This window comes from Modestobacter sp. SYSU DS0511, assembly GCF_054050755.1.
This window is the reverse complement of record NZ_JBJGZY010000009.1, coordinates 77391-98141: the sequence shown is the minus strand read 5'-3', so window position 1 is coordinate 98141 and position 20751 is coordinate 77391. Positions and strand designations below refer to the sequence as shown.

General features: G+C 74.9%; 20 protein-coding genes and 1 pseudogene. 14 read left to right on the top strand and 7 right to left on the bottom strand.

The window, feature by feature from the left end:
* Positions 1-79: 79 nt before the first annotated feature.
* From ACI783_RS06765 to ACI783_RS06740, 6 genes are all read left to right on the top strand, one after another.
* The gene (locus tag ACI783_RS06765; protein WP_457139733.1) at positions 80-484 is read left to right on the top strand and encodes a response regulator; all 405 of its coding nucleotides are present in this window, start codon (positions 80-82) and stop codon (positions 482-484) included.
* Positions 481-1920, top strand: a complete 1440-nt coding sequence (locus tag ACI783_RS06760; protein WP_457139732.1) for a sensor histidine kinase — start codon at positions 481-483, stop codon at positions 1918-1920. The genes ACI783_RS06765 and ACI783_RS06760 overlap by 4 nt, the downstream gene beginning before the upstream one ends.
* A 181-nt stretch (positions 1921-2101) precedes the next feature.
* Positions 2102-2734, top strand: a complete 633-nt coding sequence (locus ACI783_RS06755) for a TasA family protein (protein WP_457139731.1) — start codon at positions 2102-2104, stop codon at positions 2732-2734.
* Between the two features lie 45 nt (positions 2735-2779).
* Positions 2780-3427: a signal peptidase I gene (locus ACI783_RS06750; RefSeq protein ID WP_457139730.1), complete on the top strand. Its 648-nt coding sequence runs from the start codon at positions 2780-2782 to the stop codon at positions 3425-3427.
* Positions 3424-3849 carry a hypothetical protein gene (locus tag ACI783_RS06745; protein WP_457139729.1) on the top strand — a complete coding sequence of 142 codons (426 nt, stop codon included), beginning with the start codon at positions 3424-3426 and terminating at the stop codon, positions 3847-3849. The genes ACI783_RS06750 and ACI783_RS06745 overlap by 4 nt, the downstream gene beginning before the upstream one ends.
* Positions 3843-4658, top strand: coding sequence for a response regulator (locus ACI783_RS06740; RefSeq protein ID WP_457139728.1), 816 nt, complete (start codon positions 3843-3845; stop codon positions 4656-4658). The genes ACI783_RS06745 and ACI783_RS06740 overlap by 7 nt, the downstream gene beginning before the upstream one ends.
* Before the next feature lie 15 nt (positions 4659-4673).
* Here the strand turns inward: ACI783_RS06740 and ACI783_RS06735 are convergent, their stop codons facing one another.
* Positions 4674-5378 carry a response regulator gene (locus ACI783_RS06735; protein ID WP_457139727.1) on the bottom strand — a complete coding sequence of 235 codons (705 nt, stop codon included), beginning with the start codon at positions 5376-5378 and terminating at the stop codon, positions 4674-4676.
* Between the two features lie 127 nt (positions 5379-5505).
* The gene (locus tag ACI783_RS06730) at positions 5506-6687 is read right to left on the bottom strand and encodes an acyl-CoA dehydrogenase family protein (RefSeq protein ID WP_457139726.1); all 1182 of its coding nucleotides are present in this window, start codon (positions 6685-6687) and stop codon (positions 5506-5508) included.
* A gap of 258 nt (positions 6688-6945) precedes the next feature.
* Here ACI783_RS06730 and ACI783_RS06725 point away from each other — a divergent pair, with 258 nt between their 5' ends.
* Both ACI783_RS06725 and ACI783_RS06720 read left to right on the top strand, forming a co-directional pair.
* Positions 6946-7149, top strand: a complete 204-nt coding sequence (locus ACI783_RS06725) for a hypothetical protein (protein ID WP_457139725.1) — start codon at positions 6946-6948, stop codon at positions 7147-7149.
* Positions 7150-7347: 198 nt separating this feature from the next.
* Entirely contained in the window at positions 7348-8559 is a 1212-nt protein-coding gene (locus ACI783_RS06720) for a DUF2786 domain-containing protein (RefSeq protein WP_457139724.1), read from the top strand.
* A 73-nt stretch (positions 8560-8632) separates the two neighbouring features.
* On the opposite strand, the gene ACI783_RS06715 is transcribed toward ACI783_RS06720, so the two are convergent.
* Both ACI783_RS06715 and ACI783_RS06710 read right to left on the bottom strand, forming a co-directional pair.
* Positions 8633-8821, bottom strand: a complete 189-nt coding sequence (locus ACI783_RS06715) for a hypothetical protein (RefSeq protein ID WP_457082046.1) — start codon at positions 8819-8821, stop codon at positions 8633-8635.
* Positions 8822-8910: 89 nt separating this feature from the next.
* Positions 8911-9507 (bottom strand): TetR/AcrR family transcriptional regulator, encoded by a 597-nt coding sequence (locus ACI783_RS06710; RefSeq protein ID WP_457139723.1) that lies wholly within the window; start codon positions 9505-9507, stop codon positions 8911-8913.
* An 89-nt stretch (positions 9508-9596) separates the two neighbouring features.
* Here ACI783_RS06710 and ACI783_RS06705 point away from each other — a divergent pair, with 89 nt between their 5' ends.
* Entirely contained in the window at positions 9597-11141 is a 1545-nt protein-coding gene (locus tag ACI783_RS06705; protein ID WP_457139722.1) for a DHA2 family efflux MFS transporter permease subunit, read from the top strand.
* 93 nt (positions 11142-11234) lie between these two features.
* Here the strand turns inward: ACI783_RS06705 and ACI783_RS06700 are convergent, their stop codons facing one another.
* Positions 11235-12893 (bottom strand): APC family permease, encoded by a 1659-nt coding sequence (locus ACI783_RS06700; RefSeq protein ID WP_457139721.1) that lies wholly within the window; start codon positions 12891-12893, stop codon positions 11235-11237.
* Between the two features lie 219 nt (positions 12894-13112).
* Between ACI783_RS06700 and ACI783_RS06695 the strand changes: the two genes are divergently transcribed.
* Complete coding sequence (locus ACI783_RS06695; RefSeq protein WP_457139720.1) at positions 13113-15221, top strand: SpoIIE family protein phosphatase; 2109 nt, start codon at positions 13113-13115, stop codon at positions 15219-15221.
* On the opposite strand, the gene ACI783_RS06690 is transcribed toward ACI783_RS06695, so the two are convergent.
* Positions 15211-16167, bottom strand: coding sequence for a DMT family transporter (locus ACI783_RS06690; protein WP_457139719.1), 957 nt, complete (start codon positions 16165-16167; stop codon positions 15211-15213). The two genes, ACI783_RS06695 and ACI783_RS06690, sit on opposite strands and share 11 nt — an antisense overlap.
* A 271-nt stretch (positions 16168-16438) precedes the next feature.
* Between ACI783_RS06690 and ACI783_RS06685 the strand changes: the two genes are divergently transcribed.
* The 4 genes and pseudogenes from ACI783_RS06685 to ACI783_RS06670 all read left to right on the top strand — a co-directional run bounded on the left by ACI783_RS06685 (position 16439) and on the right by ACI783_RS06670 (position 19575).
* Complete coding sequence (locus tag ACI783_RS06685) at positions 16439-17773, top strand: reverse transcriptase family protein (protein ID WP_457139718.1); 1335 nt, start codon at positions 16439-16441, stop codon at positions 17771-17773.
* Between the two features lie 490 nt (positions 17774-18263).
* A pseudogene (locus ACI783_RS06680) lies at positions 18264-18377 on the top strand (hypothetical protein); the annotation flags it as partial.
* A 45-nt stretch (positions 18378-18422) separates the two neighbouring features.
* A complete protein-coding gene (locus tag ACI783_RS06675; protein WP_457139717.1) occupies positions 18423-19103 on the top strand; it encodes an LCP family protein in 681 nt (226 codons plus the stop codon).
* A 58-nt stretch (positions 19104-19161) separates the two neighbouring features.
* Positions 19162-19575, top strand: a complete 414-nt coding sequence (locus ACI783_RS06670) for a hypothetical protein (RefSeq protein ID WP_457139716.1) — start codon at positions 19162-19164, stop codon at positions 19573-19575.
* A 6-nt stretch (positions 19576-19581) separates the two neighbouring features.
* On the opposite strand, the gene ACI783_RS06665 is transcribed toward ACI783_RS06670, so the two are convergent.
* Entirely contained in the window at positions 19582-20667 is a 1086-nt protein-coding gene (locus ACI783_RS06665; RefSeq protein ID WP_457139715.1) for an NAD(P)/FAD-dependent oxidoreductase, read from the bottom strand.
* Positions 20668-20751 lie beyond the last annotated feature (84 nt).

The following is a 20751-nucleotide window of genomic DNA, read 5'->3' as shown; positions in this document are numbered from 1 at the left end:
TGCCGCCGATCTGACGTTCCCGAGGCGACGGACTCCGTCCCGGCCGGGGACGGGCCCTGCCCGCAGAGGAGCGCTGGCCGTGGACCGCGACACCGTGGATGCAGCCGCACGCGTGCTGGTGGCCGACGACGAGGCGGACATCCGCCTGCTCGTCTCCCTCGCGGTGCGCAAGGCCGGCTGCACCCTGCTCGGTTCCCTCGCCGATGGCGCCCAGGCGCTGGCCGCCACCCGGGCCGAGCGACCGGATCTCGCCGTGCTCGACGTGTCGATGCCCGAGCTCACCGGGCTGGAGGTCTGCGCCGAGCTGCGCGCCGACCCGGCCACCGCGGGCACGAAGGTGCTGCTGCTGTCCGCCGGCGCGTCGCCCGACGACGTCGCCCGCGGGCTCGCTGCCGGCGCCGACGCCTACCTGCCCAAGCCGTTCACCGTCGCCGGCCTGGTCGCCGAGGTCCGCCGGCTCTGCTCGCCGGGGACCCCCGCGTGACCACCCTGACAAGGCCGGCCGCGGCCGGCACCACGGCCGGGGCCGCTCCCCCGGCCGCCCGGCTCGCCCCCGCGGCCCTGGCGGCCACCGCCGTCGTGGCCGTGGCCGTGCTCCTCACCCGGCCGGGCTCACCGGTGCTGCTCAGCGCCGCCGGGCTGACGGCCGCCCTCGCCGTGGCCGAGCTCGCCCGGCGCCTGCGCGGGCAGCTCGCCGCGTCCGCGGCGCTGGAGGGGCAGCGGCGGGAACTGGTGACCCTGGGCCAGTCGACCGCCGAGGAGCTCGAGGTCGCCACCCGGATGATGCGGGCCCGGGCACAGACCATGACCAGCGTCATCGACGCCGTCACGGAGCAGTCGATCATCGGCACCGACCGCGACGGCGTCATCCGGGTGTGGAACCCGGGGGCCGAGCGGATGCTCGGCCTCCCGCGCGCAGACGTGGTGCGACAGCGCAGCATCACCGAGTTCCACGACCCCGAGGAACTCCAGCCCGGCGCCGACGCCGACCCGGCGGCGCGTTTCGCCGCGCTCGTCCAGGTGGCGCGGGAGCAGGGCAGCGACGTCCGGGACTGGACCTACCTGACCGCCGACGGCCGGCGGCTCACCGTCGCCGTCGCGATCACCCCACGCACCGACGACGACGGCGAGCAGGCCGGCTGGAACTTCGTCGCCACGGACATGACCGAGGCGCGGGCCAGCGAACGGCTCAAGGACCAGTTCGTCAGCCTGATCTCCCACGAGCTGCGCACCCCGCTGAGCTCCATCCTCGGCTACCTGGAGCTGGTCCTCGACGACCCCGACCAGCCGCTGACCGACGAGCAGCGCCAGTACCTGGGCACCGTCGAGCGCAACGCCCAGCGCCTGCTGCGGCTCGTCGGTGACCTGCTGTTCACCGCCCAGGTGGACGCCGGGAAGTTCACCCTGCAACCCGAGGACGTCGACCTCGCCGCCGTGGTGCGCGCCGCCGAGGAGACCGCACGGGTCACCGCGGCCGCACGCGGCATCGCCCTGGCCGTGGACGTGCCCGCCGACGGCCTGGTCGTGCGCGGGGATGCGCTCCGGCTGGGCCAGGCCTGCGACAACCTGGTCTCCAACGCGGTGAAGTTCACGCCCGCCGGCGGCTCGGTCACCCTGCGCCTGCGCCCGGCCTGGCAGGACGACACCGGCGCGGAGACCGACCCGGGTGCGGCCGGCGCCCGTCCCGTCGCCCTGCTGTCGGTGAGCGACACCGGCGTCGGCATCCCGACCGGTGAGCAGGGGCGGTTGTTCACCAGCTTCTTCCGCGCCTCGACCGCTCGGCGCAACGCCGTCCCCGGGGTCGGTCTCGGGCTCACCATCACCAAGGCGATCACCACCGCGCACGGCGGCACGCTCGACGTGGTCAGCGCCGAGGGGCGGGGCACCACCTTCACCCTCACCCTGCCGCTGAGCTGCTGAAGACCCCGTCCCCCTCCCCCTCGCAAGCTCGGGACGAGCCTCCGGACGGATCCACGGGGAACCTGCGGTTCCTTGCGCTTTTCTTGCGGATCGCTCGCGGGACCCCTGCGGAAGGGCCTCCAGAGTCGTGTCTGTCGCCGGGAGCCCCCGCCGACACCGGCACCAGACAGGGAGACCCGCCATGAGCGCCACCGCCACCGCCTCCGCCACCCGCGGCCGCACCGCCCGCAAGATCCTCGGCTCGCTCGGCGTCGTGGGCGCCGCCGCGGCCGTCGCCGGCCTCGGCACCTTCGGCACCTTCACCGACAGCACCACCCCGCTGAACGCGTCGGTCAGCACGGGGACGCTCTCCATCGACCTGAACCGCGCCGGCACCACTACCCTGCCGATGAGCGCCGCCGGCTTCGTGCCCGGCGACTCGATCAGCCGCGCGGTCGACCTGAGCAACACCGGCGACCTGGCCTTCTCGGGCCTGGTGCTGCAGTCGACCGCAACGACCAGCAGCATCCTGGACAGCGACCCGGCCAACGGGCTGCAGATGACTGTCAGCTCCTGCCCGGTCGCGTGGACCGAGTCGATCTCCGGCAGCACCGCGACCTACTCCTGCGCCAGCCCGCGGTCGCTCTACTCCGGCCGGGCCGTGGCAGGCGCACCCATCGCGATCAACAACCTGAAGAGCCTCGCCGTCGGCGGCACCGACCACCTCGTGGTCACCCTGTCGCTCCCCGGCGCCGCCGGCAACGAGTTCCAGGGCAAGACCTCCACCCTGGCGCTGAGCTTCACCGGCACGCAGGCCAACGGCACCGCGCGCTGACCCGGCGCTCCCCCCACCCGCTGACACCTTCCCGGAGGAACCGCCATGACCATCGCCCTGCTCGCACCCCCCGCACCCACCGCGGACGCAGACCCGCGTCCGGCGCAGCAGCTGACCCAGGCCCCCCGCCCGTCGGGCGCCGGGAAGCGGGCCCTGGCCCGGGCGTCGCGCTGGACGGTGCGGCTGGTGGTCGCGCTCGCCGTCCTGCTCTTCGCGGTCCTGGCGATCGGCCCGCACGCCTTCGGGTACCGCACGATGACGATGCTGACCGGGAGCATGTCGCCGGTCATCGACCCGGGTGACGTCACGATCGTGACGCCGCTGCCGGTCGACGAGGTCGAGCCCGGGATGATCATCGCCTACCACATCCCGATCGACGACCACCGTCTCGTCACCCACCGGGTCCTCTCGGTGGAGCACGGCGAGAACGGCGCGGTCACCGTCGAGACCAAGGGCGACGCCAACGACGCGGTCGACCCGTGGCGGGCCACGCTCCAGGGCGACACCGCCTGGCAGGTCCAGGCAGTGGTGCCCGAGCTCGGTCACGTGATCGAGGCGCTGCGCACCCCGGTCGTGAGCCAGGCCCTGGTCTACGGCGCTCCCGCGCTGCTGGCGGGCTGGCTGCTGCTCACCATCTGGCGCCCCGCCGACACCCCGACCACCCACTCCGACGACGAGGAGGAGGGCCAGTGAACCGGATCCGGCACGGCCTGGTCGTCGGCGCCATCGCACTGGCCACGGTGCTGGGGCTGACCCTCCCCGCCCAGGCCGCCTTCTCCGACTCCGCGAGCACCACCGCCGCGGTCACGACCGCCACGGTGGCCCCCGTGACCGGCATCAGCACCGCCGGCAGCTACTGCACCCCCGACGGACGGCTGGAGGTGCGCCTCAGCTGGCAGAAGAGCACCACACCGCGGGTCGAGAGCTACCGCGTCCAGGCCACCACCCTCTTCGGCCTGGTCAACGTCACCGCCGGGACCGTTCCCGCCGGCCGGACCGGTTTCGCCGCCGACATGGGCAGGACGAACTGGGGCGGCTACTCCTTCACCGTCACCACCACCACCGACTACGGCTGGACGGCCGAGTCCGCCCGGACAGGGACCCTCCGATGCTGACCGCTCTGGTGATCGCCCCCTCCGCCGCCGGCCGCCGGCAGGTCACCGGCCTGCTGGAGCTCACCGGCTGGCAGGTCCACGAGGCCGGGGACGCCGAGGACGCCCGCTGGCTCGCCGGCGCCGTCGCCCCCGACCTGGTGGTCACCGCCGCCGAGGTGCCCGGCGCCGCGGACGGGCCGGCGCTGCTCGCCGAGCTGCGCGCCGCCGGCAGCACCGCCCGGTTCCTGGTCGTCGCCGAGCAGCCCACCGTGGAGCTGCGGGCGGCCGCCGTCGCGGCCGGTGCCCTCGCCTGCCTGGCCGCCCCGGTCGACGCCCGCCCGCTGCTGGACCTCGTCCGCCGCCGCACCTCGCCGGCCGTCGGCACCGCACCGGTCGCCCGGGAGATGGTCGACGTCGAGGACCTGCACGAGGCCGACCTGGACGCCGAGCTCACCGAGCGGCTGCACCTCATGTACGACGACGCGCTGGCCGGCCGGCTGTCCGCGATCCGCACGGGCATCAGCGTGGGCGACCCGCACGCGGTCGCCGCCGCCGCGCACACCCTGGCCGGCACCTCCGGTCAGCTGGGCCACCCCGAGGTCGCCGACGTCTGCCGGGCCATCGCCGCGGACGCCCGGCGGGGGATCATGGCGCACGGCCGGCTGGCGGAGCTGGCCGACCTGACCGACGTCCCCCGCCGGGCCGCCGCCCGCCGCGGCCGGCTGGCCTGGATCGCCGACGCGGTCAGCCTGCAGGGCGCCGGCCTGGCGCTCGCCGCCGACGCCGCCGCCGGCCGGCTCGCCGCCCGCCGCGCCGGGTCGGCCGCCTGACGGCTCGCCGGCAGGTCAGGCGACGAGGCGGTAGCCGACTCCCCGGACGGTCTTGATCTCCGGCGAGTTCAGCCCCGCCGCGGCGAGCTTGCGGCGCAGGTTGGACATGTGCGCTTCCACCAGCCGGAGGTTGCCCTCCCAGTCGGTCTGCCAGACCTCCCGCAGCAGCGTCTCGCGCTGCAGCACCCGGCCGGGCCGGGAGACCAGCGCGGCCAGCAGGTCGAACTCGGTGCGGGTCAGGTCCACGGGGGCGCCGTCGACCCGCACCTCGCGGCTGTCCGGGTCCACCTCCAGCTCGGCCAGCCGCTGCACGGAGTCCTCGAGGGCCGGCCGTGGCTCGGGCACCGCCACGGTCCGCGGCCGCCGGAGCATGGTCTGCACCCGGGCGACGAGCTCGCGTGGGGAGAACGGCTTGGACATGTACCCGTCCGCTCCGACGGCCAGCCCGATGAGCAGGTCGACCTCCTCCGCGCGCGCGGTCAGCATCAGCACGTAGCAGTCGGTCTCGGCGCGCAGCTGCCGGCAGACCTCCGTGCCGTCGGCGTCGGGCAGCCCGAGGTCCAGCACGACGACGTCGGGGACCTCGCGGCGCACCTCGGCCAGGCACTCGACGCCCGTCGTGGCCTCGCGGACGTCCATGCCGGCCCGGCGCAGCACGGTGACGACGAGCTCGCGGATCTCCTGGGTGTCCTCGACGACGAGGACCGACTGACCCGACACGACCTCTCCTCCACAGACGGCGACTGCCCCGGACGCACGGGGCGTCCGGGGCAGTCATCGACATCGGGGGCGGGCATCTCCAGCGGGCCGGGAGGTCACCCGCCCCGAACGGGTGACGCGGCGCTCCTCAGACGAAGGCGCCCATGCCGGTGATCGAGCGGCCGACGATGAGGGTGTTCATCTCCCGGGTGCCCTCGTAGGAGTAGAGCGCCTCGGCGTCGTTGAAGTACCGGACGACGTCGTGGTCGAGGACGATGCCGTTGCCGCCGAACAGCTCCCGGGCCATCGCGACGGTCTCCCGGCCGCGGCTGGTCACGTAGCTCTTGGCCAGCGCCGCCTGGTCGTCGCCGAGCGCGTCGACCTCCTGCAGCTGGGAGATCCGCACGGTCATGCCGAGGCTGGCGGTGACGTTGCCGAGCATCTTGGCCAGCAGGTCCTGGATCAGCTGGAAGCCGCCGATCGGCCGCCCGAACTGCTCCCGGCTCTTCGCGTAGCGGACCGCGGCCTCGTAGGCACCGACCTGGCAGCCGACGCCGCTCCAGGCCACCCCGCCGCGGGTCACCTTCAGCACCTTGTTGACGTCGCGGAAGGAGTTGCCGCCCTCGAGCTTGTTCGCCGCGGGGATGCGGCACCCGGTGAAGGTCAGGTCGGCGTTCTGCACCGTGCGGAGGGCGAACTTGTCCTCGATCTTCGTGGCGGTGAAACCGGGGGTGCCCTTCTCCACGACGAAGGTCTTCACCTGGTCGTCGGCGACGTCGCGGGCGAACACCACGACGACGTCGGCGAAGGTGCCGTTGCCGATCCAGCGCTTGGCACCGTCGAGCACCCACTCGTCGCCGTCCCGCCGGGCGGTGGTGCGCATGCCGCGGGCGACGTCGGACCCGCCTTCGGGCTCGGTCAGCGCGAAGGCGCCGATCGTCTCCATCCGCATCATCGACGGGATCCAGCGCCGCCGCTGCTCCGCCGAGCCGAGGATCATGATCGAGCCCATGGCCAGCCCGTTGTGCACGCCGAGGAAGGTGGCCATCGAGGCGTCGACGCGGGCCAGTTCCATCGCCTGGAAGCCGGTGAAGAGCCGGGAGGCGCGGGGGCGACCCTCCCAGTCGTAGGAACGCCCGACGATGTCGGCGTCGGCGAACTTCGGGATCAGGTCCATCGGGAACTCGGCGGCGGCCCAGGCCGCGTTCACCCGGGGCTTGATCTCCGACTCCAGGAACTCGCGGAGGGCCAGCAGCTCCTTCTGCTCCTCGTCGCTGAGCAGCGACTGGAAGGCGAAGAAGTCGGCGGGCAGCAGCAGGTCGGTGGTCACGCGGGGCCTCTCTCGGGTCGTCGGCGTCGACCCGACCGACGGTACTACTCGCCAGTAACAAAGCGTCGGGCGGCGCACTGGAGGAGGGCCTCGGTGCGGTGCGCAGCTCCAGGAGCGCGCGGGCCCGGGTGGCGCGGCGGTCACCGGGCGACCGTGCCGCACAGCGGTCCGTCCGGGTGTGCGACGGCGGCCGACAGGGCAGAGAGCGGGCACGTCCGCCGGGGAGCCCGGCGACCCACACCACAGGAGCTGACGACGATGAGCCGAGCCACCCTCCCCGGTCACCGGTCCCGCTGGCGCGCCGCCGCGGCCGGTGTCGCGATCGCGGCCGCCTCGTTCAGCACGGCCGCGTGCGGCGGCGTGCAGGGCGAGGACGGCGAGAGCAGCGTCGTCGAGGACGGCGGCGAGCAGGAGGACGGCGGCGAGCAGGAGGACGGCGAGGGCGGCGGCGAGGACGACTGAGCCACCCTCGGCCGTCGGGCCGTCGACGGGCGGAGGGCCCTGCTCGTGGCCGGCGAGGCCGCTGGCAGGGTAGGCGGCCGAGCCCGGCCGGGCGCACCGTCGTCCCCAGGCGGTGTGCCCGTCCACCGGTGACGTGGCCGGCGCCCACCGACGACGCCGCTCCCCCATGCTGGGACACCCGATCGACCAGGAGGTCCCGTGCAGGCGACGACCGCCGACGACGTGCTGCGACTGCTGCTGGCTGGCGGTCGGCTGGCGGCCGAACCCGGGGTCCGGGTCGCCGACCTGGACCGGGTGGTCGTCCGGCTGACCAGCCGGGACCCCGGGGTGGACACCGACGGCCAGGCCCAGCGGGTGCTCAGCGACCTGCTCCCCCACCTGTGGGAGGCAGGCTGGCAGCCGGCGGACGTCGTGCACGTGGTGCGCCGCAGGGCCACCCAGCGCGCCGCGCGGCTGGTGGCCACGGTGATCGCCGGGTCCGCCCCGCCCGGCGGCGGGGCCGCGCCGGCTGCCTGGTCGGCCCAGCTGGCCGCGCTGGACGCCCGCGGGGGCACCGTGCTGGAGTGGTGGCGCGCCGAGGGCGTCGCCGCGTCGGCGGCCTGGCGTGAGGTGCTCCGGGTGATCGGCGTGCTGCGCGCCCTCCCCCGCGTCGAGGAGCTGGTGCCGCCGCCGTCCCGGTGGTCGGCAGGGGCCGCTCCCGACCCGGCCGTCGTCACCGACGAGCGGGTGCTCGGCCGCATCCGCGGGCTGCTGGCCAAGGCGGAGTCCACCGAGTTCGCCGCGGAGGCCGAGGCGCTGACCGCCAAGGCCCAGGAGCTGATGGCCCGCTACGCCATCGACGCCGCGATGGGCGGTGCGACCCCCGGGCCCGGTGCGGGCGGGGTCACCGCTCGCCGGTTCCACCTCGACGACCCGCACGTGGAGGCGAAGGCGGCGGTGCTGCAGGGCGTGGCCGCGGCCAACGGCGTGCGGGTGGTGCTGATGCCGTCGTTCGGCATCGCCACGCTGGTCGGCTTCTCCGCCGACCTGGACCTGGTCGAGCTGCTGGTCACTTCGCTGCTGGTGCAGGCGGGCCGCGCGCTCGACCTCGAGTCACGCGAGGGCGGCGCCCGCACCCGCTCGACGGCGTGGCGACGGGGCTTCTGGCTGGCCTACGCCGCCCGCGTCGCCGAACGGCTCACCCAGGCGCGCGACGCGGCGCGCGCCGAGGCGCGGGCCACCTACGGCGGCGCGCTCGTGCCGTTGCTGGCCGACCGGGAGGACGCGGTCGACCGCGCGGTCGAGGAGCTGTTCCCCCGTGTCCGGCGGCGTCAGGGGCCGATGGTCGACCCGGCCGGCTGGGACGCCGGGCGGCGGGCCGCCGACGAGGCCGACCTCGGCGGCGGCCGCAGCGCCCTGCCCAGCACGTGACGTGCTGGACCGGCCCCCTTCCAGGGGCCCGCCCCGAGCGCGCGAGGGGTGGGGAGGAAGGGCGCGCCCTTCTTCAGATGAACACGTCGAAGGTGGAGCCCACCTCGGACATCAGCATCGCCTGCTGGGTCAGGTCGGTGGCGGTGCTGATCCACCCGGCCACGTAGAGCAGCTGCTCGGGCACCGCGTCGTCCAGCGACGCCACCCCCGCAGCCAGCGCCGCCTGTCCCACCGCGTTGCACGCCAACACCATCATCGTCATCGACCCCTTCCGTCCCAGGAGAGGTCGGCACTCGCGGCCCGAGCTTGAGCTCCGGCCGCCCGATCGGGCGGCCGGAGCCCCCGAAGGGGTCAGGCCAGACCGGTGAGCAGCATCCGCAGCAACGCGTCGTAGGTGGCGGCCGGGTCGGGCGTGAGCACCGCTCCGCCGAGCTCCAGGCTCACCGCCCCGTGCACCGAGCTCCAGATCAGCTGGGCGGCCTCGACCGGATCCCCGTCGCGGAGCGCACCGCGCGCCATCGCGTACCGGACGTGCTCGACCAGCGCCTCGAAGGCCGCGGACGCGTGCGCGACCAGCTCGCCGGTTCCCTCGGTGGGCAACGGCCGACCACCGAACATCGCCCCGTAGTGCTGCGGCTGAGCCAGCGCGAACCGCCGGTAGTTGCGCCCGCTGGCCAGCAGCCGGGCGACGGGGTCGGGGTCGGTGTCCTCGGTGACCGCGTCGCGCAGTCCGTCGAAGCCGCGCACCAGCACTGCGGCGATCAGTCCGTCCTTGCTGCCGAAGCGGTTGTAGACGCCCATCGGCGCCACCCCCGCCTCGGTGGCGACGGCCCGCACGGTCACCGCGCCCAACCCTTCCCGCACCAGCACTCGCTCGGCGGCGTCGACCAGCGCCTGCTCGACCGCTCGGCTGGGGGTTCGCCCCGCACCGGGCCTGACATCTGTCACGACCTCATCCTCCTGCACCGATCACGCTTGCCCGTGTGTGGAACGCCGTTCTACGGTTCTGGAACACCGTCCTACAACCGGAGGCCGCGATGACCACTCCCCCGCCCGCACCTGCCACCCGCCGGTGGTGGGTGCTCGCCGTGCTCTGCCTGTCCGTGCTGCTGGTCAGCATCGACAACACGGTCGTCAACGTCGCGCTGCCGACCCTCAGCCGGGAGCTGTCGGCGAGCACCCGCGACCTGCAGTGGGTGGTCGACGGCTACACGCTGCCCTTCGCCGCGCTGCTACTGCTCGGCGGCGCGCTCGGTGACCGGTTCGGCCGGCGACGCGTGCTCCAGTCCGGGCTGGTCGCCTTCGCCCTCACCTCGGCGCTGGCCTCGCTCTCGACCAGCACCGGCCAGCTGGTCGCCGGCCGCGCCGCGATGGGCGTGGCCGCCGCCGCGATCTACCCGGCGACCCTGGCCCTGCTGGTCACCACGTTCACCGACCGGCGCGAGCGGGCCACCGCCCTGGGCATCTGGTCCGCGGTCACCGGCCTGTCGGTGGCGATCGGCCCGGTCACCGGCGGGCTGCTGCTCGAGCACTTCTCCTGGGGGTCGGTCTTCCTGGTCAACCTGCCGGTCGCGGCCGTCGCCCTGGTCGCCGGCCGGCTGCTGGTCCCCGAGTCCCGCGGGTCGCGGGCCCACCGCTTCGACCTGGCGGGGGCCGCCGCCTCGGTGGTCGGCATCGGCCTGCTGGTCCGGACGACGATCGAGGCACCCGGGCACGGCTGGGGCTCGACGACCACCCTCGGCGGCTACGCGCTCGCGGCACTGGCGGTCGCCGGGTTCGTCGTCCGCGAGCTGCGCGCCCGGGAGCCGCTGCTGGACGTCCGACTGTTCCGCGACCCGCGGGTGTCGGTCGGCAGCGGGGCGATCGCGCTGGCCTTCTTCAGCCTGTTCGGGTTCATCTTCGTGATCACCCAGTACTTCCAGTCGGTGCGCGGCTACAGCACCCTGACCGCCGGTGTGGCCACCCTCCCCTTCGCCACCGTCATCGCCGTCACCGCGCCGCTGGCGATCGTGGCGATGCGGGCGGTCGGCACCAAGCTGGTGGTGGCCGCCGGGCTGCTGACCATGGCGGCCGGTTTCACCCTCGCGGCCGGCACGAACCTGGAGTCCGACTACTGGGGCCGCATCGTGCTCTCGATGGTGCTCATGGCCGCCGGACTCGGCCTGGTCACCAGCCCGGCCACCGAGGCGGTGATGGGCGCGCTGCGCGGCGACCAGGCCGGCGCGGGATCGGCGGTCAACGACACGGTGCGCGAGGTGGGCGGCACCCTGGGCGTCGCGGTGGTCGGTTCGGTCATGAGCACCGTGTACGGCCCGGCGGTGGTCGACGGGCTCACCGCGGCGGGCGCCCCGGACCAGGCGGCCGGAACCGCGGCCGACTCGGTCTTCGCCGGGCTCGCGGTGGCCGAGCGGCTCCCCGGCCCGGCCGTGACCGCCGTCCAGCAGGCCTTCCTCGACGGCGTCACCGCGGGCTCCTGGGTGTGCGCCGCCGCGAGCGCCGTCGGCGCGGTCGTCGTCCTGGCCTTCCTGCCCGCCCAGCACCGGGCCACCGACACGGAGCAGCTGCTCGTCGCCGCTCGGTGACGTGCTGGAACGGCCCAGGTGACGCGCTGGAACGGCCCCCTTCCAGGGCCCCGCCCCGAGTGTGCGAGGGGTGGGGAGGAAGGGGGCCGTTCGTCAGGCGCGCGGGTCGAAGGGCTCCCGGCCGGGCGGCAGGTTGGACAGGTCGGGGGCGACCACCGTGGCCTCGGTGCTGTCCGGCAGCGCGAGGGTCGGGACGGCCGGCCCGAGCAGCAGGTCGCCGGTGCCGCGCGCCATCGTCCGACCGCGGAAGAACGCCGGGGCGACGAGGTTCCAGACGGCCATCAGCACCAGGCCGAGCACCAGCGAGCCGACGCCGACGACGAAGACGCCGCCCACCCCGCCGATCACCGTGTAGCCGTAGTCGGGGTGGGCGTACTCGACGCAGGCGAGCACGAAGACCAGCAGCATGAACAGCCCGCCGAGCAGCGGCAGGACGAGGCGCATGAGCACGTCGCGCGCCGACCGCAGCGAGCGGCGGAACCCCCAGGCGGCGGCGAAGCCGGTCAGCCCGTAGTAGAAGGCGATGAGCATGCCGGTCGCGGTGATCGAGTCGATCAGCACGTTCTCGCTGACCAGGGTGAGCCCGACGTAGAAGGCGATCGAGACGACGCCCATCCAGACCGTCGACACCGTGGGCGTCAGGTACCGCGGGTGGATCCGGGCGAAGGACCGGGGCAGCGCGCCGTAGGCGGCCATGGACAGCGTCCCGCGCGCGGTGGGCAGGATCGTCGTCTGCGTGCAGGCGGCGGCCGAGCTGAGCACCGAGATGATCAGCAGCGCCTCGAACGCCCGGCCCGCGGGGTCGTCGCCGAAGACCGTCGCGCCGAGGGCGGCGAAGACGTCCTCGGCGTTGGCCTCGTTGCCCAGCCCGATGCCCTCGGACCCGACGCCGGCGAAGGCGACGGTGGCCACCGAGACCACGACGTAGATGCCCACCAGCAGCACCGTGGAGATGATCGCCGCCCGTCCCGGGGAGCGGGTCGGGTCGGCGGTCTCCTCGTTCACCGCCAGCGCGGAGTCCCAGCCCCAGTAGATGAAGATCGCCAGCAGCGCGGCCTCGGTCAGCGCCGGCCAGCTCACCCCCGAGGGCCACAGCCACGACAGCGAGGGCGTCAGCGATCCCGCGGGGGCGCCGCCGCCGTAGACCTTGACCAGCGCGTAACCGGCGAAGGCGACCAGGACGACGACCTCGATGGTCAGCAGCACCTTCTGCAGCCGCGCGGTCGGTTCGATCCCGCGGTAGCAGATCCAGGTCATCAGGGCGATCCAGCCGACCCCGGCCACCGTCGTCCACAACGTGCTGTCGGCCAGCCCGTCGAGCCCGACGAGGCGGTAGCCGTAGGAGCCGGCGATCTGGGCCAGGTTGGCCATCACGATGACGTCGGCGGCGATGATCCCCCAGCCGCCCATCCACCCGGTGCGCGGACCGAAGGCCCGCGCCGCCCAGGTGAAGGTGGTGCCGCAGTCGGGTTCCCGCTTGTTGAGCTCGGAGTAGGCGACCGCGATCAGCCACATCGGCACGAACGCCAGCAGCATGATCGCCGGCGCCTTGACCCCGACGGCGATGACGACGAAGCCCAGCGTCGCGGCCAGCGCGTAGGCGGGCGCGGTCGAGGAGACGCCCAGCACGACGGAGGACGCCAGGCCCAGCGCGCCGCGCTTGAGGCCCTTGTCCTTGGCCTGCCCGTCGACCGCCTGCCCCTCGATCCGCGGCGGCGCCAGCTGTCCGCCCGCCGGGGACGAGGTGCTCACGCCGGGGTCGCCATCGGTTGCATGCGACGGTTATCGCACAGCGAGTCACGCCACGGCCAGCCAGGTGGCCCGTCCCGCCTCTCTCCTCCCGGCACGGACGTGATGTTCGTCCAGGGTGGTTGCGTCGCCCGGTCGCGCGTGACATAACTCGGTGTCAGGTGCTCAACAGCGAGCCGTGACTCTTCGGCGCGCGCCGGGGCATCGACGTGGATGGTGACTGTGACTGAGCCGACCGGAGTCGGCGGGGCGTCGGGCGCCGACCAGGAGGCCGCGCAGCTGCGCGCCCAGCTGGCGATCGCGGCGGCCGCCATCGGCACGTTCGACTGGGACCTGACCAGCAAGCGCCTGGTCTGGGACGAGCGGCTGATCGAGCTGTTCGGGTACGGCGCCGCCACCTTCGAGCAGACGATCGAGGCGTTCAACGACCGGGTGCACCCCGACGACCTGCCCCGGGTGACCGAGGCGCTGCAGACGGCGGTCGCCGAGTGCGGTGAGTTCGACGCGGTCTACCGCATCGTCGTGCCGGGGGCGGGATCCCGCTGGGTCTCCGCCCGGGGCAAGGCGCTGCCCGGTGCCGACGGCGCTGCCGCCCGGCTCATCGGCGTGGCCTCCGACGTCACCGCCGCCCTCGACGGCGAGGCGCGGGTGACCCGGGTGCTGGAGGCGATGCCGGCCGGCTTCTACTCGCTGGACCCCGAGTGGCGGTTCACCCACGTCAACGCCGAGGCCGAGCGCCTGCTGCAGCACTCCCGCGAGGAACTGCTCGGCCGGGTCGTGTGGGAGGCCTTCCCCGCTGCGGTCAACAGCCTGTTCGAGGACCGGTTCCACGAGGCGGTGACCACGGGGAAGCCGATCGCGTTCGACGCGCACTACCCGGCGCCGCTCAACGGCTGGTACGAGCTGCGGGCCTGGCCGACCCCGGAGGGTCTGTCGGTCTTCTTCCTGGAGGTCACCGAGCGCCGGGAGGCCCAGGAGCGCGCCGAGCGCGCCGCCCGGCGGCTGGCCCTGCTCGCCCAGGTGAGCGCCGAGCTGGCCGGCACCCTGGACGTGCAGGCGGCCACGGCGCGGCTGCCGCGGATCGTCGTCCCGGCGCTGGCGGACTTCTGCATCGTCACGGTGATCGACGACGACGGGCAGCCCCGCGACGTCGGCAGCTGGCACGTGAACCCGGCCAGTCGCGCCCTGCTGGAGCGCTACGCCGACGTCCGGCTGGACGCGATGCCGGTGACCGCGCCGGTGGCGCGGGCGCTGTACTCCGACGAGCCGGTGTCCTTCCGCGGCGACGACGTGGCTGTGCTGCTGCCCGTCGGCCCCGCCCGGGAGCTGATCTCGGTGCTCGCCCCGGGCAGCGAGGTCGCCCTGCCGCTGCGCGCCCGCGGTCGCACGCTCGGCCTGCTCACCCTGTTCTACGCCGACGGGCACGAGCCCACCGACGAGGACGTCTCCGTCGCCCAGGACGTCGCCGACCGGGCCGGGCTGGCGCTGGACAACGCACGACTGTTCAGCCAGCAGCAGCAGATGGCCGAGGGCCTGCAGCGCAGCCTGCTCACCGAGCCGCCCGAGCCCGACCACGCCGAGATCGTGGTGCGCTACCTGCCCGCGGCCGAGGCCGCCCGGGTGGGCGGTGACTGGTACGACGCCTTCCTGCAGCCCAACGGGTCGACGATGCTGGTCATCGGCGACGTGGTCGGCCACGACACCGCGGCCGCCGCCGCGATGGGCCAGGTGCGCAGCCTGCTGCGGGGCATCGCCGCCTACAGCGACGCGCCGCCGGCGGAGGTGCTGCGCGGGCTGGACGCGGCGATGGCGGTGCTGCAGCTGGACACGATCGCCACCGCCGCCGTCGCCCGGTTCGAGCAGACCGCCGACGAACGCGAGCGCGGGGTGACCCGGATGATCTGGGCCAACGCCGGGCACCTGCCGCCGCTGGCGCTCAACCCCGACGGCAGCGTGGCGGTGCTCGCCGACTGGAAGGCCGACCTGCTGCTCGGCGTCGACTCGGGGGCGGTGCGCACCGACTCGGTGGTCACCCTGGACCGGGGCGCGACGGTGCTGCTCTACACCGACGGGCTGATCGAGCGCCGCGATGCCGACCTGGACACCGGGCTGGACCGGCTGCGCACCGCGCTGGGCGAGCTCGCCGACCGGCCGCTGCAGGAGCTCTGCGACGAGCTGATCGAGCGGCTGGTCGAGGGCAAGCCGGACGACGACGTCGCCCTGGTGGCCGTGCGGCTGCACCCGCAGGACCGGCCGCGGCCCTCCGAGGCGGGCCCCAACCGGGTGCCCGACCTGGTCCCGGACGACCCCGCGACGCCGATCAGCGACTGACGCCCCGGCCCGGCGTGTGCTCGTGCTGCTCGATGGAGTGCGGAACGGCGAAGGACGCCGGCGGCGGCAGCACGAGCGGCACCTCCGACTCCTCCTGGGCCGCCGACCGCCGGGCCAGCACCGCCACCCCGACGACCAGCGCGACCACGCCGAACACCTGGCCGGCGGTGGCGAGCAGGCCCGGCTGCAGGCGCTCGTCGTAGACCAGGGTGGCCAGGCCGACGGCGACCAGCGGCTCGAGCACGGCCATGGCCGGGAGCATCTCGATCAGCGCGCCGGACTGGTACGCCCACTGGGCGAAGACGATCGACGCGGCGCCGCTGGCCAGCAGCGCGTACGTGGTCCAGGAGGTCAGCAGCTCGGCGGGCGGGTGCGCGACGACGTCCTTGAGCAGCAGCCCGGTCATGCCGAAGCCGAAACCGGCGGCGATGCCGAGGGCGAGCGCCTTGTGCGGCGACGACGGGCGCAGCGCCCACAGGGCGGCGAGCACCATGATCGCGGCACCGGCGCCGAGGCAGGCGAGCAGCGGGGGCGGGTCGGCGAACCGCGACCCGTGGTCGGGCCTCGCGGACACGACGAAGACGGCGAGCGCGAGCACCACCAGCGCCGCGGCGACCCACTGCCCGCGGTCGGGCAGGGTGCGGCCGGGGTGCCGCCGGTCGATCAGCGCACCGAGGGCCAGGGAGAGCACGAGCCCGCCGGACAGCAGCGGCTGGACGATGACGACCGGGCCGAACGTCAGCGCGGCGGCGTGCAGCAGGAAGCCGACCAGGGCGGCGAGCTGGCCGAGCAGCCAGCCGCGGTGCCGGACCAGCCGGCCGACCAGCCGGAGCACGGCGCCGTCGGGCAGGGACTCCCCCGCCGACGTCGCGCACCGGTGCTGCACCACGGTGGAGGTGGCGAAGGCACACGCCGACAGCAGCGCCAGGACGATGGCCGCGGTCACGTCGGCGAGTCCACCACACGATCGCCGCCCTGGCCGGGTGACGGCCGGGATCTGCGGCTCAGCGTGCACTTCCGTCACAGCCTCGGGCCGTTACGGTGGGCCGGGTGTGCGGCGGGGCGGGCAGGACGACCGGCGTGGTCCGGTCACCCCGGGGCAACCCCGGGGGTCGTGTCGTTGCTGAGCATCTCGTCACCCGCCCGGCCGTGCGCTCCGCGCACCTGCTGGCGCCTCGATCAGGGGCTGGCTGGCCGCCCCGTCGCACACCTCGCCGGTGACGGCGCCGACCGGGCGGCGGGCGGCGATCACCGCCTCCGGCGTCGCCGTGGCGCTGCTGGGCGGCCGCTGGCGGCGGCGGGAGATGGTCCGGCGGACGGCGGTCGCGCTCGGGTTGCCCCGGGCGCCGCGGTGGGTGGGCACGCTGGTCGGTGAGGTGCTGGCCGCCTACCGCGACGCCCCGGTGGACCGGCCGCGGGAGCTCGCGGCGTTCGTCCGGACGACGGAGGGCTGGCGGCGCGGCTGGACGGTGGTGCCGCAGCCCCGGGTGGTGCGCTGGCAGCCGACGACCACCGACGTCGCGTTCCGCCGGTACGGGGTGACGGAGCTGCCGGACCTGGCGGCGCTGGCCCGGCTGCTGGACCTGGACGCCGGCGAGCTGGCCTGGTTCGCCGATGCGCACCGGCTGGAGCGCACGGTGCGGGAGCCGCTGCGGCACTACCGGTGGACCGCGCTCTCCTCACCGGACCGGACCCGGCTGGTGGCCGCGCCGAAGCCGCGGCTGAAGGAGGCCCAGCGCCGGCTGCTGCGGCACGTGGTGGGCCCGCTGCGGGTGCACGGGGCGGCACACGGGTGCGTGCCGGGGCGGTCGGTGCGGACGGCGGTGGCGCCGCACGCGGGAGCGGCCGTGGTGCTGCAGCTGGACCTGGAGGCGTTCTTCCCGAGCATCCCGGCGGAGCGGGTGCACGCGCTGCTGCGCACGGTCGGCGGGCTGCCCGAGCCGGTGGCGCACGCGGTGACGGGGCTGGTGACGACGGTCGTGCCGCGGTCGGTGTGGGCGACGGTGCCCGTGCCGGCCGATGTCGACCGGCACTTCCGGGTCGGCCGGCGGCTGGCGGTGCCGCACCTGCCGCAGGGGGCGCCGACCTCGCCGGCGCTGGCGAACCTGGTCGCGTTCCGGCTGGACCGGCGGCTGGCGGGGCTGGCCGCGTCGTTCGGCGCCGAGTACACCCGGTACGTCGACGACCTGACGTTCAGCGGCGACCGCGGCCTGGACCGAGGCCGGTTCGAGGCGCTGGCCGGGGAGGTCGTGGCCGAGGAGGGCTTCCGGCTGAACGCGGCCAAGACCCGGTCGACGGCAGCGGCGGGGCGGCAGTCGGTGCTGGGTGCGGTGGTGAACGTGCACCCGACGCTGCCGCGGCCCGAGCGGGACGCGCTGCGGGCACTGCTGCACAACTGCGCGGTGCGCGGCTGGCGGTCGCAGGTGCGCGACCGGGACCCGGCGACGTTCCGCGACCACGTGCTGGGCCGGGTGGCGTGGGCGGCGTCGATCGACCCGGCGTTCGGCGCGCGGGCGCGCCGGCTGGCCGACCGCATCGACTGGAGCACGTGAGGCGGTTCACCGGGTCGCACCCGCTGGTTCGGCGGGGCAGGCCCCCGGTCACCGCCATCGCGGTGGCAGGGTGGAGTCGGTGGTGGCGGAACTGACAGGCAGTGCGTTCGACGGGCGACTGGGGCGGGCGGCGTGCGCTCCGATCGCCGGGCGGGGCGAGGACGGGCAGTGACCCGGGACGAGCAGCGTCGGCTGCCCGGGCACCTCGACCCCCGCGCGGGTCGGGCGCCGTCCCGGGGCGGCGGGTCAGCCGGCGGCAGGTCGTGGAACTCGGCGCGGGCCACGGTGGTGGCCCGCTCGATCGCCGCGGTGCTCAGCGCGCTGGTGCTGGCCGGCAGCGGCTGGGGCTGGTACCTGGTGCGCGTCGCGGAGGCGAGCGTGAGCCGCACCGACGCCATCCCGGCGACCGGCAACGTCGACGTCAACGGCGACGAGCACGCCGGTGCCGAGATGAACCTGCTGCTGGTCGGGATGGACTCCCGCAAGGGCCCTGTGCCAGGCCACCAGCGACCCGCTGTCCGGCGCGGACTTCCCGGCCGGCGTCCAGTCGATCAGCGGGGCGGACGCGCTGAAGTTCGTCCGCCAGCGCCACGGGCTGCCACGGTCCGACCTCGACCGGGTCGTCCGCCAGCAGGTCTACATCGCCGGCATGCTGCGCAACATCCTCTCCTCCGACCTGCTGTTCAACCCGGGCAAGCAGAAGGCGATCGTGGAGCAGGTGGGCAGCAGCGTCACCTTCGACCAGGGGCTGGACGTCTTCGACCTGGCCGCCCAGATGCAGAACGTGCAGCCGGGGAACATCACCTTCCAGACCATCCCCGGGCTGGACGACGCCCGGATCGACGGCGCCGACGTGCTCGAGCCGCCGAGCCAGGAGGTGCTCAACGAGTTCTTCGCCTCGCTGAACGCCGCACCGGCGGAGGAGCCGCCGTCGCCGGCGCCGACGAGCGCCGCCCCGTCGGTGTCGCCGTCGTCGGTGACCGTCAGCGTCCTCAACGGCTCCGGCGTCTCCGGTGCGGCCGCGACCACCGCGGAGGCGCTGGTCGGCGCCGGCTTCGGGGCGGACAACGGCGGCAACGCCGATGCCACGGCGACGACGACGGTCAGCCACCGCGCGGGGGACGAGGCTGCGGCTGCGCTCGTCGCCGCCCAGCTGCCCGGCGTGGCGGTGACCGTCGACGACAGCCTGCCTGCGGGCACCCTCCGCCTGGTCATCGGCACCGACTTCAACGGCATCGGCGAGGCGGTCACCGCCCCCGCACCGGCGGCCGCGCCCGGCGGCTACGCCACCACCGAGCGGACGGCAGCCGACTCGAGCTGCATCAACTGACCGGATCCACCTCGGGGGCGCGGCACACTCTGCGGGTGATCGACGAGAGGACCCCCGCGTGAGCTACCGACCGTTCCGAGGCGCACGGTGGCTGATCCCGCTCCTGTTCGCCGTCTTCGGCGTCGTCGCGGTGGGGCTGATCATCGCCACCGCGCAGGGCCAGGGGCCGCCGCTGCTCTTCCTGCTGCTGTGGCTGGGCGCCCTGGGCTGGAACGCCTGGTGGTTCCTGGTCCGGACCTGCGTGGAGCTGGAGGTCACCGGCGCCCAGCTGCACTGGGCGACACCGCTGCGCGCCGGCGCCGTCCCCCTGCTGGACGTCGCGCGCATACGGCGCAGCCGGCTCTCCGACACGCTCGCCGTGATCGAGCTCCGGACGGGGCGGCCGCTGATGGTGCCGGTCCGGTACGGCTTCGCCGCCGTCGAGCGCGAGATCGTCGCCGGCTCACCCGGGGTGGTGGTCGAGGAGTCCTAGCGCCGCTCAGGCGAACCGGTCGGGCCGGAACGCGGCCAGCAGCGGGCTCGGCTCCCCATCGGTGATCTCGCCGGCGAGCAGCTCGCCCGCGATCAGTGCGAGCGTCGCGCCGCTGTGCGTGAACGCGACGTGCAGCCCGGCCACCCCGGGCACCGCACCCAGCACGGGACGGCCGTCGCCGGGGATCGGCTTGCGGCCCACGCCGATCGCCTCCGCGGTCAGCGCGGGATGGCCGGCCAGCAGCCGGGACGCCTCGGTGAGCAGGCCCTGGACGGTGGAGTCGCGGACCTCGAAGCTGCCGTCGTGCCGCCGGACCACCTCCTCCTCCGACCAGGCGGCGTCCATCACCAGCGACCCGCCGGGCGCGGGGCGGAGGGCCACCCGCGGGGTGTTGAGCACGGCGCGGAGGGCGTGGCCGACCGGCGGGGTGCGCACCAGCAGGGCGTTCGAGGTCGCGTCCGGGACCACCACACCCAGCTCGGCGAGCGCCGCGGGCACCTCCGCCCCGGTGGCGAGCAGGACCGCGTCGGCCGGGACGACGTCGCCGGCGCCGGTGCGCACGCCGGTGACGCGGCCGCCCTCGACGACGGCCTGGCAGCGGCCGGCGGAGGTGCGCACCCGTCCCCCGGCGGCGACCAGCTCGCGGGCCAGGTGGGCGATGAGCGAGGGCAGGTCGACCCAGCCCTCGCCGGGGTTGAGCACGACGCCGTCGTCGGGCAGCGCGGCGACGTCCAGACCCGGGGTGCGGTCGGTGACCTCGGCCGGCGTCAGCCACTCGGCCGGGTAGCCGATCTCCCGGTGGTGCGCGTAGGACTCCCGGACGCCGTCGCCCCAGCGGATGCCACCGTCGAAGCGCACCCACGGGACGTCGAGAGCGCGGTAGCGCGCCAGCCCGGCCATCCGCAGCCGGTGGTACTCGGCGGGGAACGCGCCGGCGGAGTTCAGCCAGGACAGCGACCGCCCCGACGCACCGCCGGCCAGCTCGCCGTCCGTCAGCAGCGTGACCCGGGCACCCCGGTCGGCCAGCTGTGCCGCGGCCGACACCCCCAGCGCTCCCCCACCGACGACGACCACCCGCATCCACGGACCCATGTGGCCAGGCTCCCATCCACGCCCGGCATGTCCGGCGGGTGTGGTTGGTTGCTCTCACCACCTGCCAGGCGCGGCGGGCCACCC

What these genes read in the sequence shown, in the direction of transcription:
- ACI783_RS06715 (WP_457082046.1), bottom strand. Translation starts at nt 8,821, where the DNA reads ATGACGATGATGGTGTTGGCGTGCAACGCGGTGGGACAGGCGGCGCTG.
- ACI783_RS06665 (WP_457139715.1), bottom strand. Translation starts at nt 20,667, where the DNA reads ATGGGTCCGTGGATGCGGGTGGTCGTCGTCGGTGGGGGAGCGCTGGGG.
- ACI783_RS06750 (WP_457139730.1), top strand. Translation starts at nt 2,780, where the DNA reads ATGACCATCGCCCTGCTCGCACCCCCCGCACCCACCGCGGACGCAGAC.
- ACI783_RS06705 (WP_457139722.1), top strand. Translation starts at nt 9,597, where the DNA reads ATGACCACTCCCCCGCCCGCACCTGCCACCCGCCGGTGGTGGGTGCTC.
- ACI783_RS06740 (WP_457139728.1), top strand. Translation starts at nt 3,843, where the DNA reads ATGCTGACCGCTCTGGTGATCGCCCCCTCCGCCGCCGGCCGCCGGCAG.
- ACI783_RS06755 (WP_457139731.1), top strand. Translation starts at nt 2,102, where the DNA reads ATGAGCGCCACCGCCACCGCCTCCGCCACCCGCGGCCGCACCGCCCGC.
- ACI783_RS06725 (WP_457139725.1), top strand. Translation starts at nt 6,946, where the DNA reads ATGAGCCGAGCCACCCTCCCCGGTCACCGGTCCCGCTGGCGCGCCGCC.
- ACI783_RS06675 (WP_457139717.1), top strand. Translation starts at nt 18,423, where the DNA reads ATGCTGCGCAACATCCTCTCCTCCGACCTGCTGTTCAACCCGGGCAAG.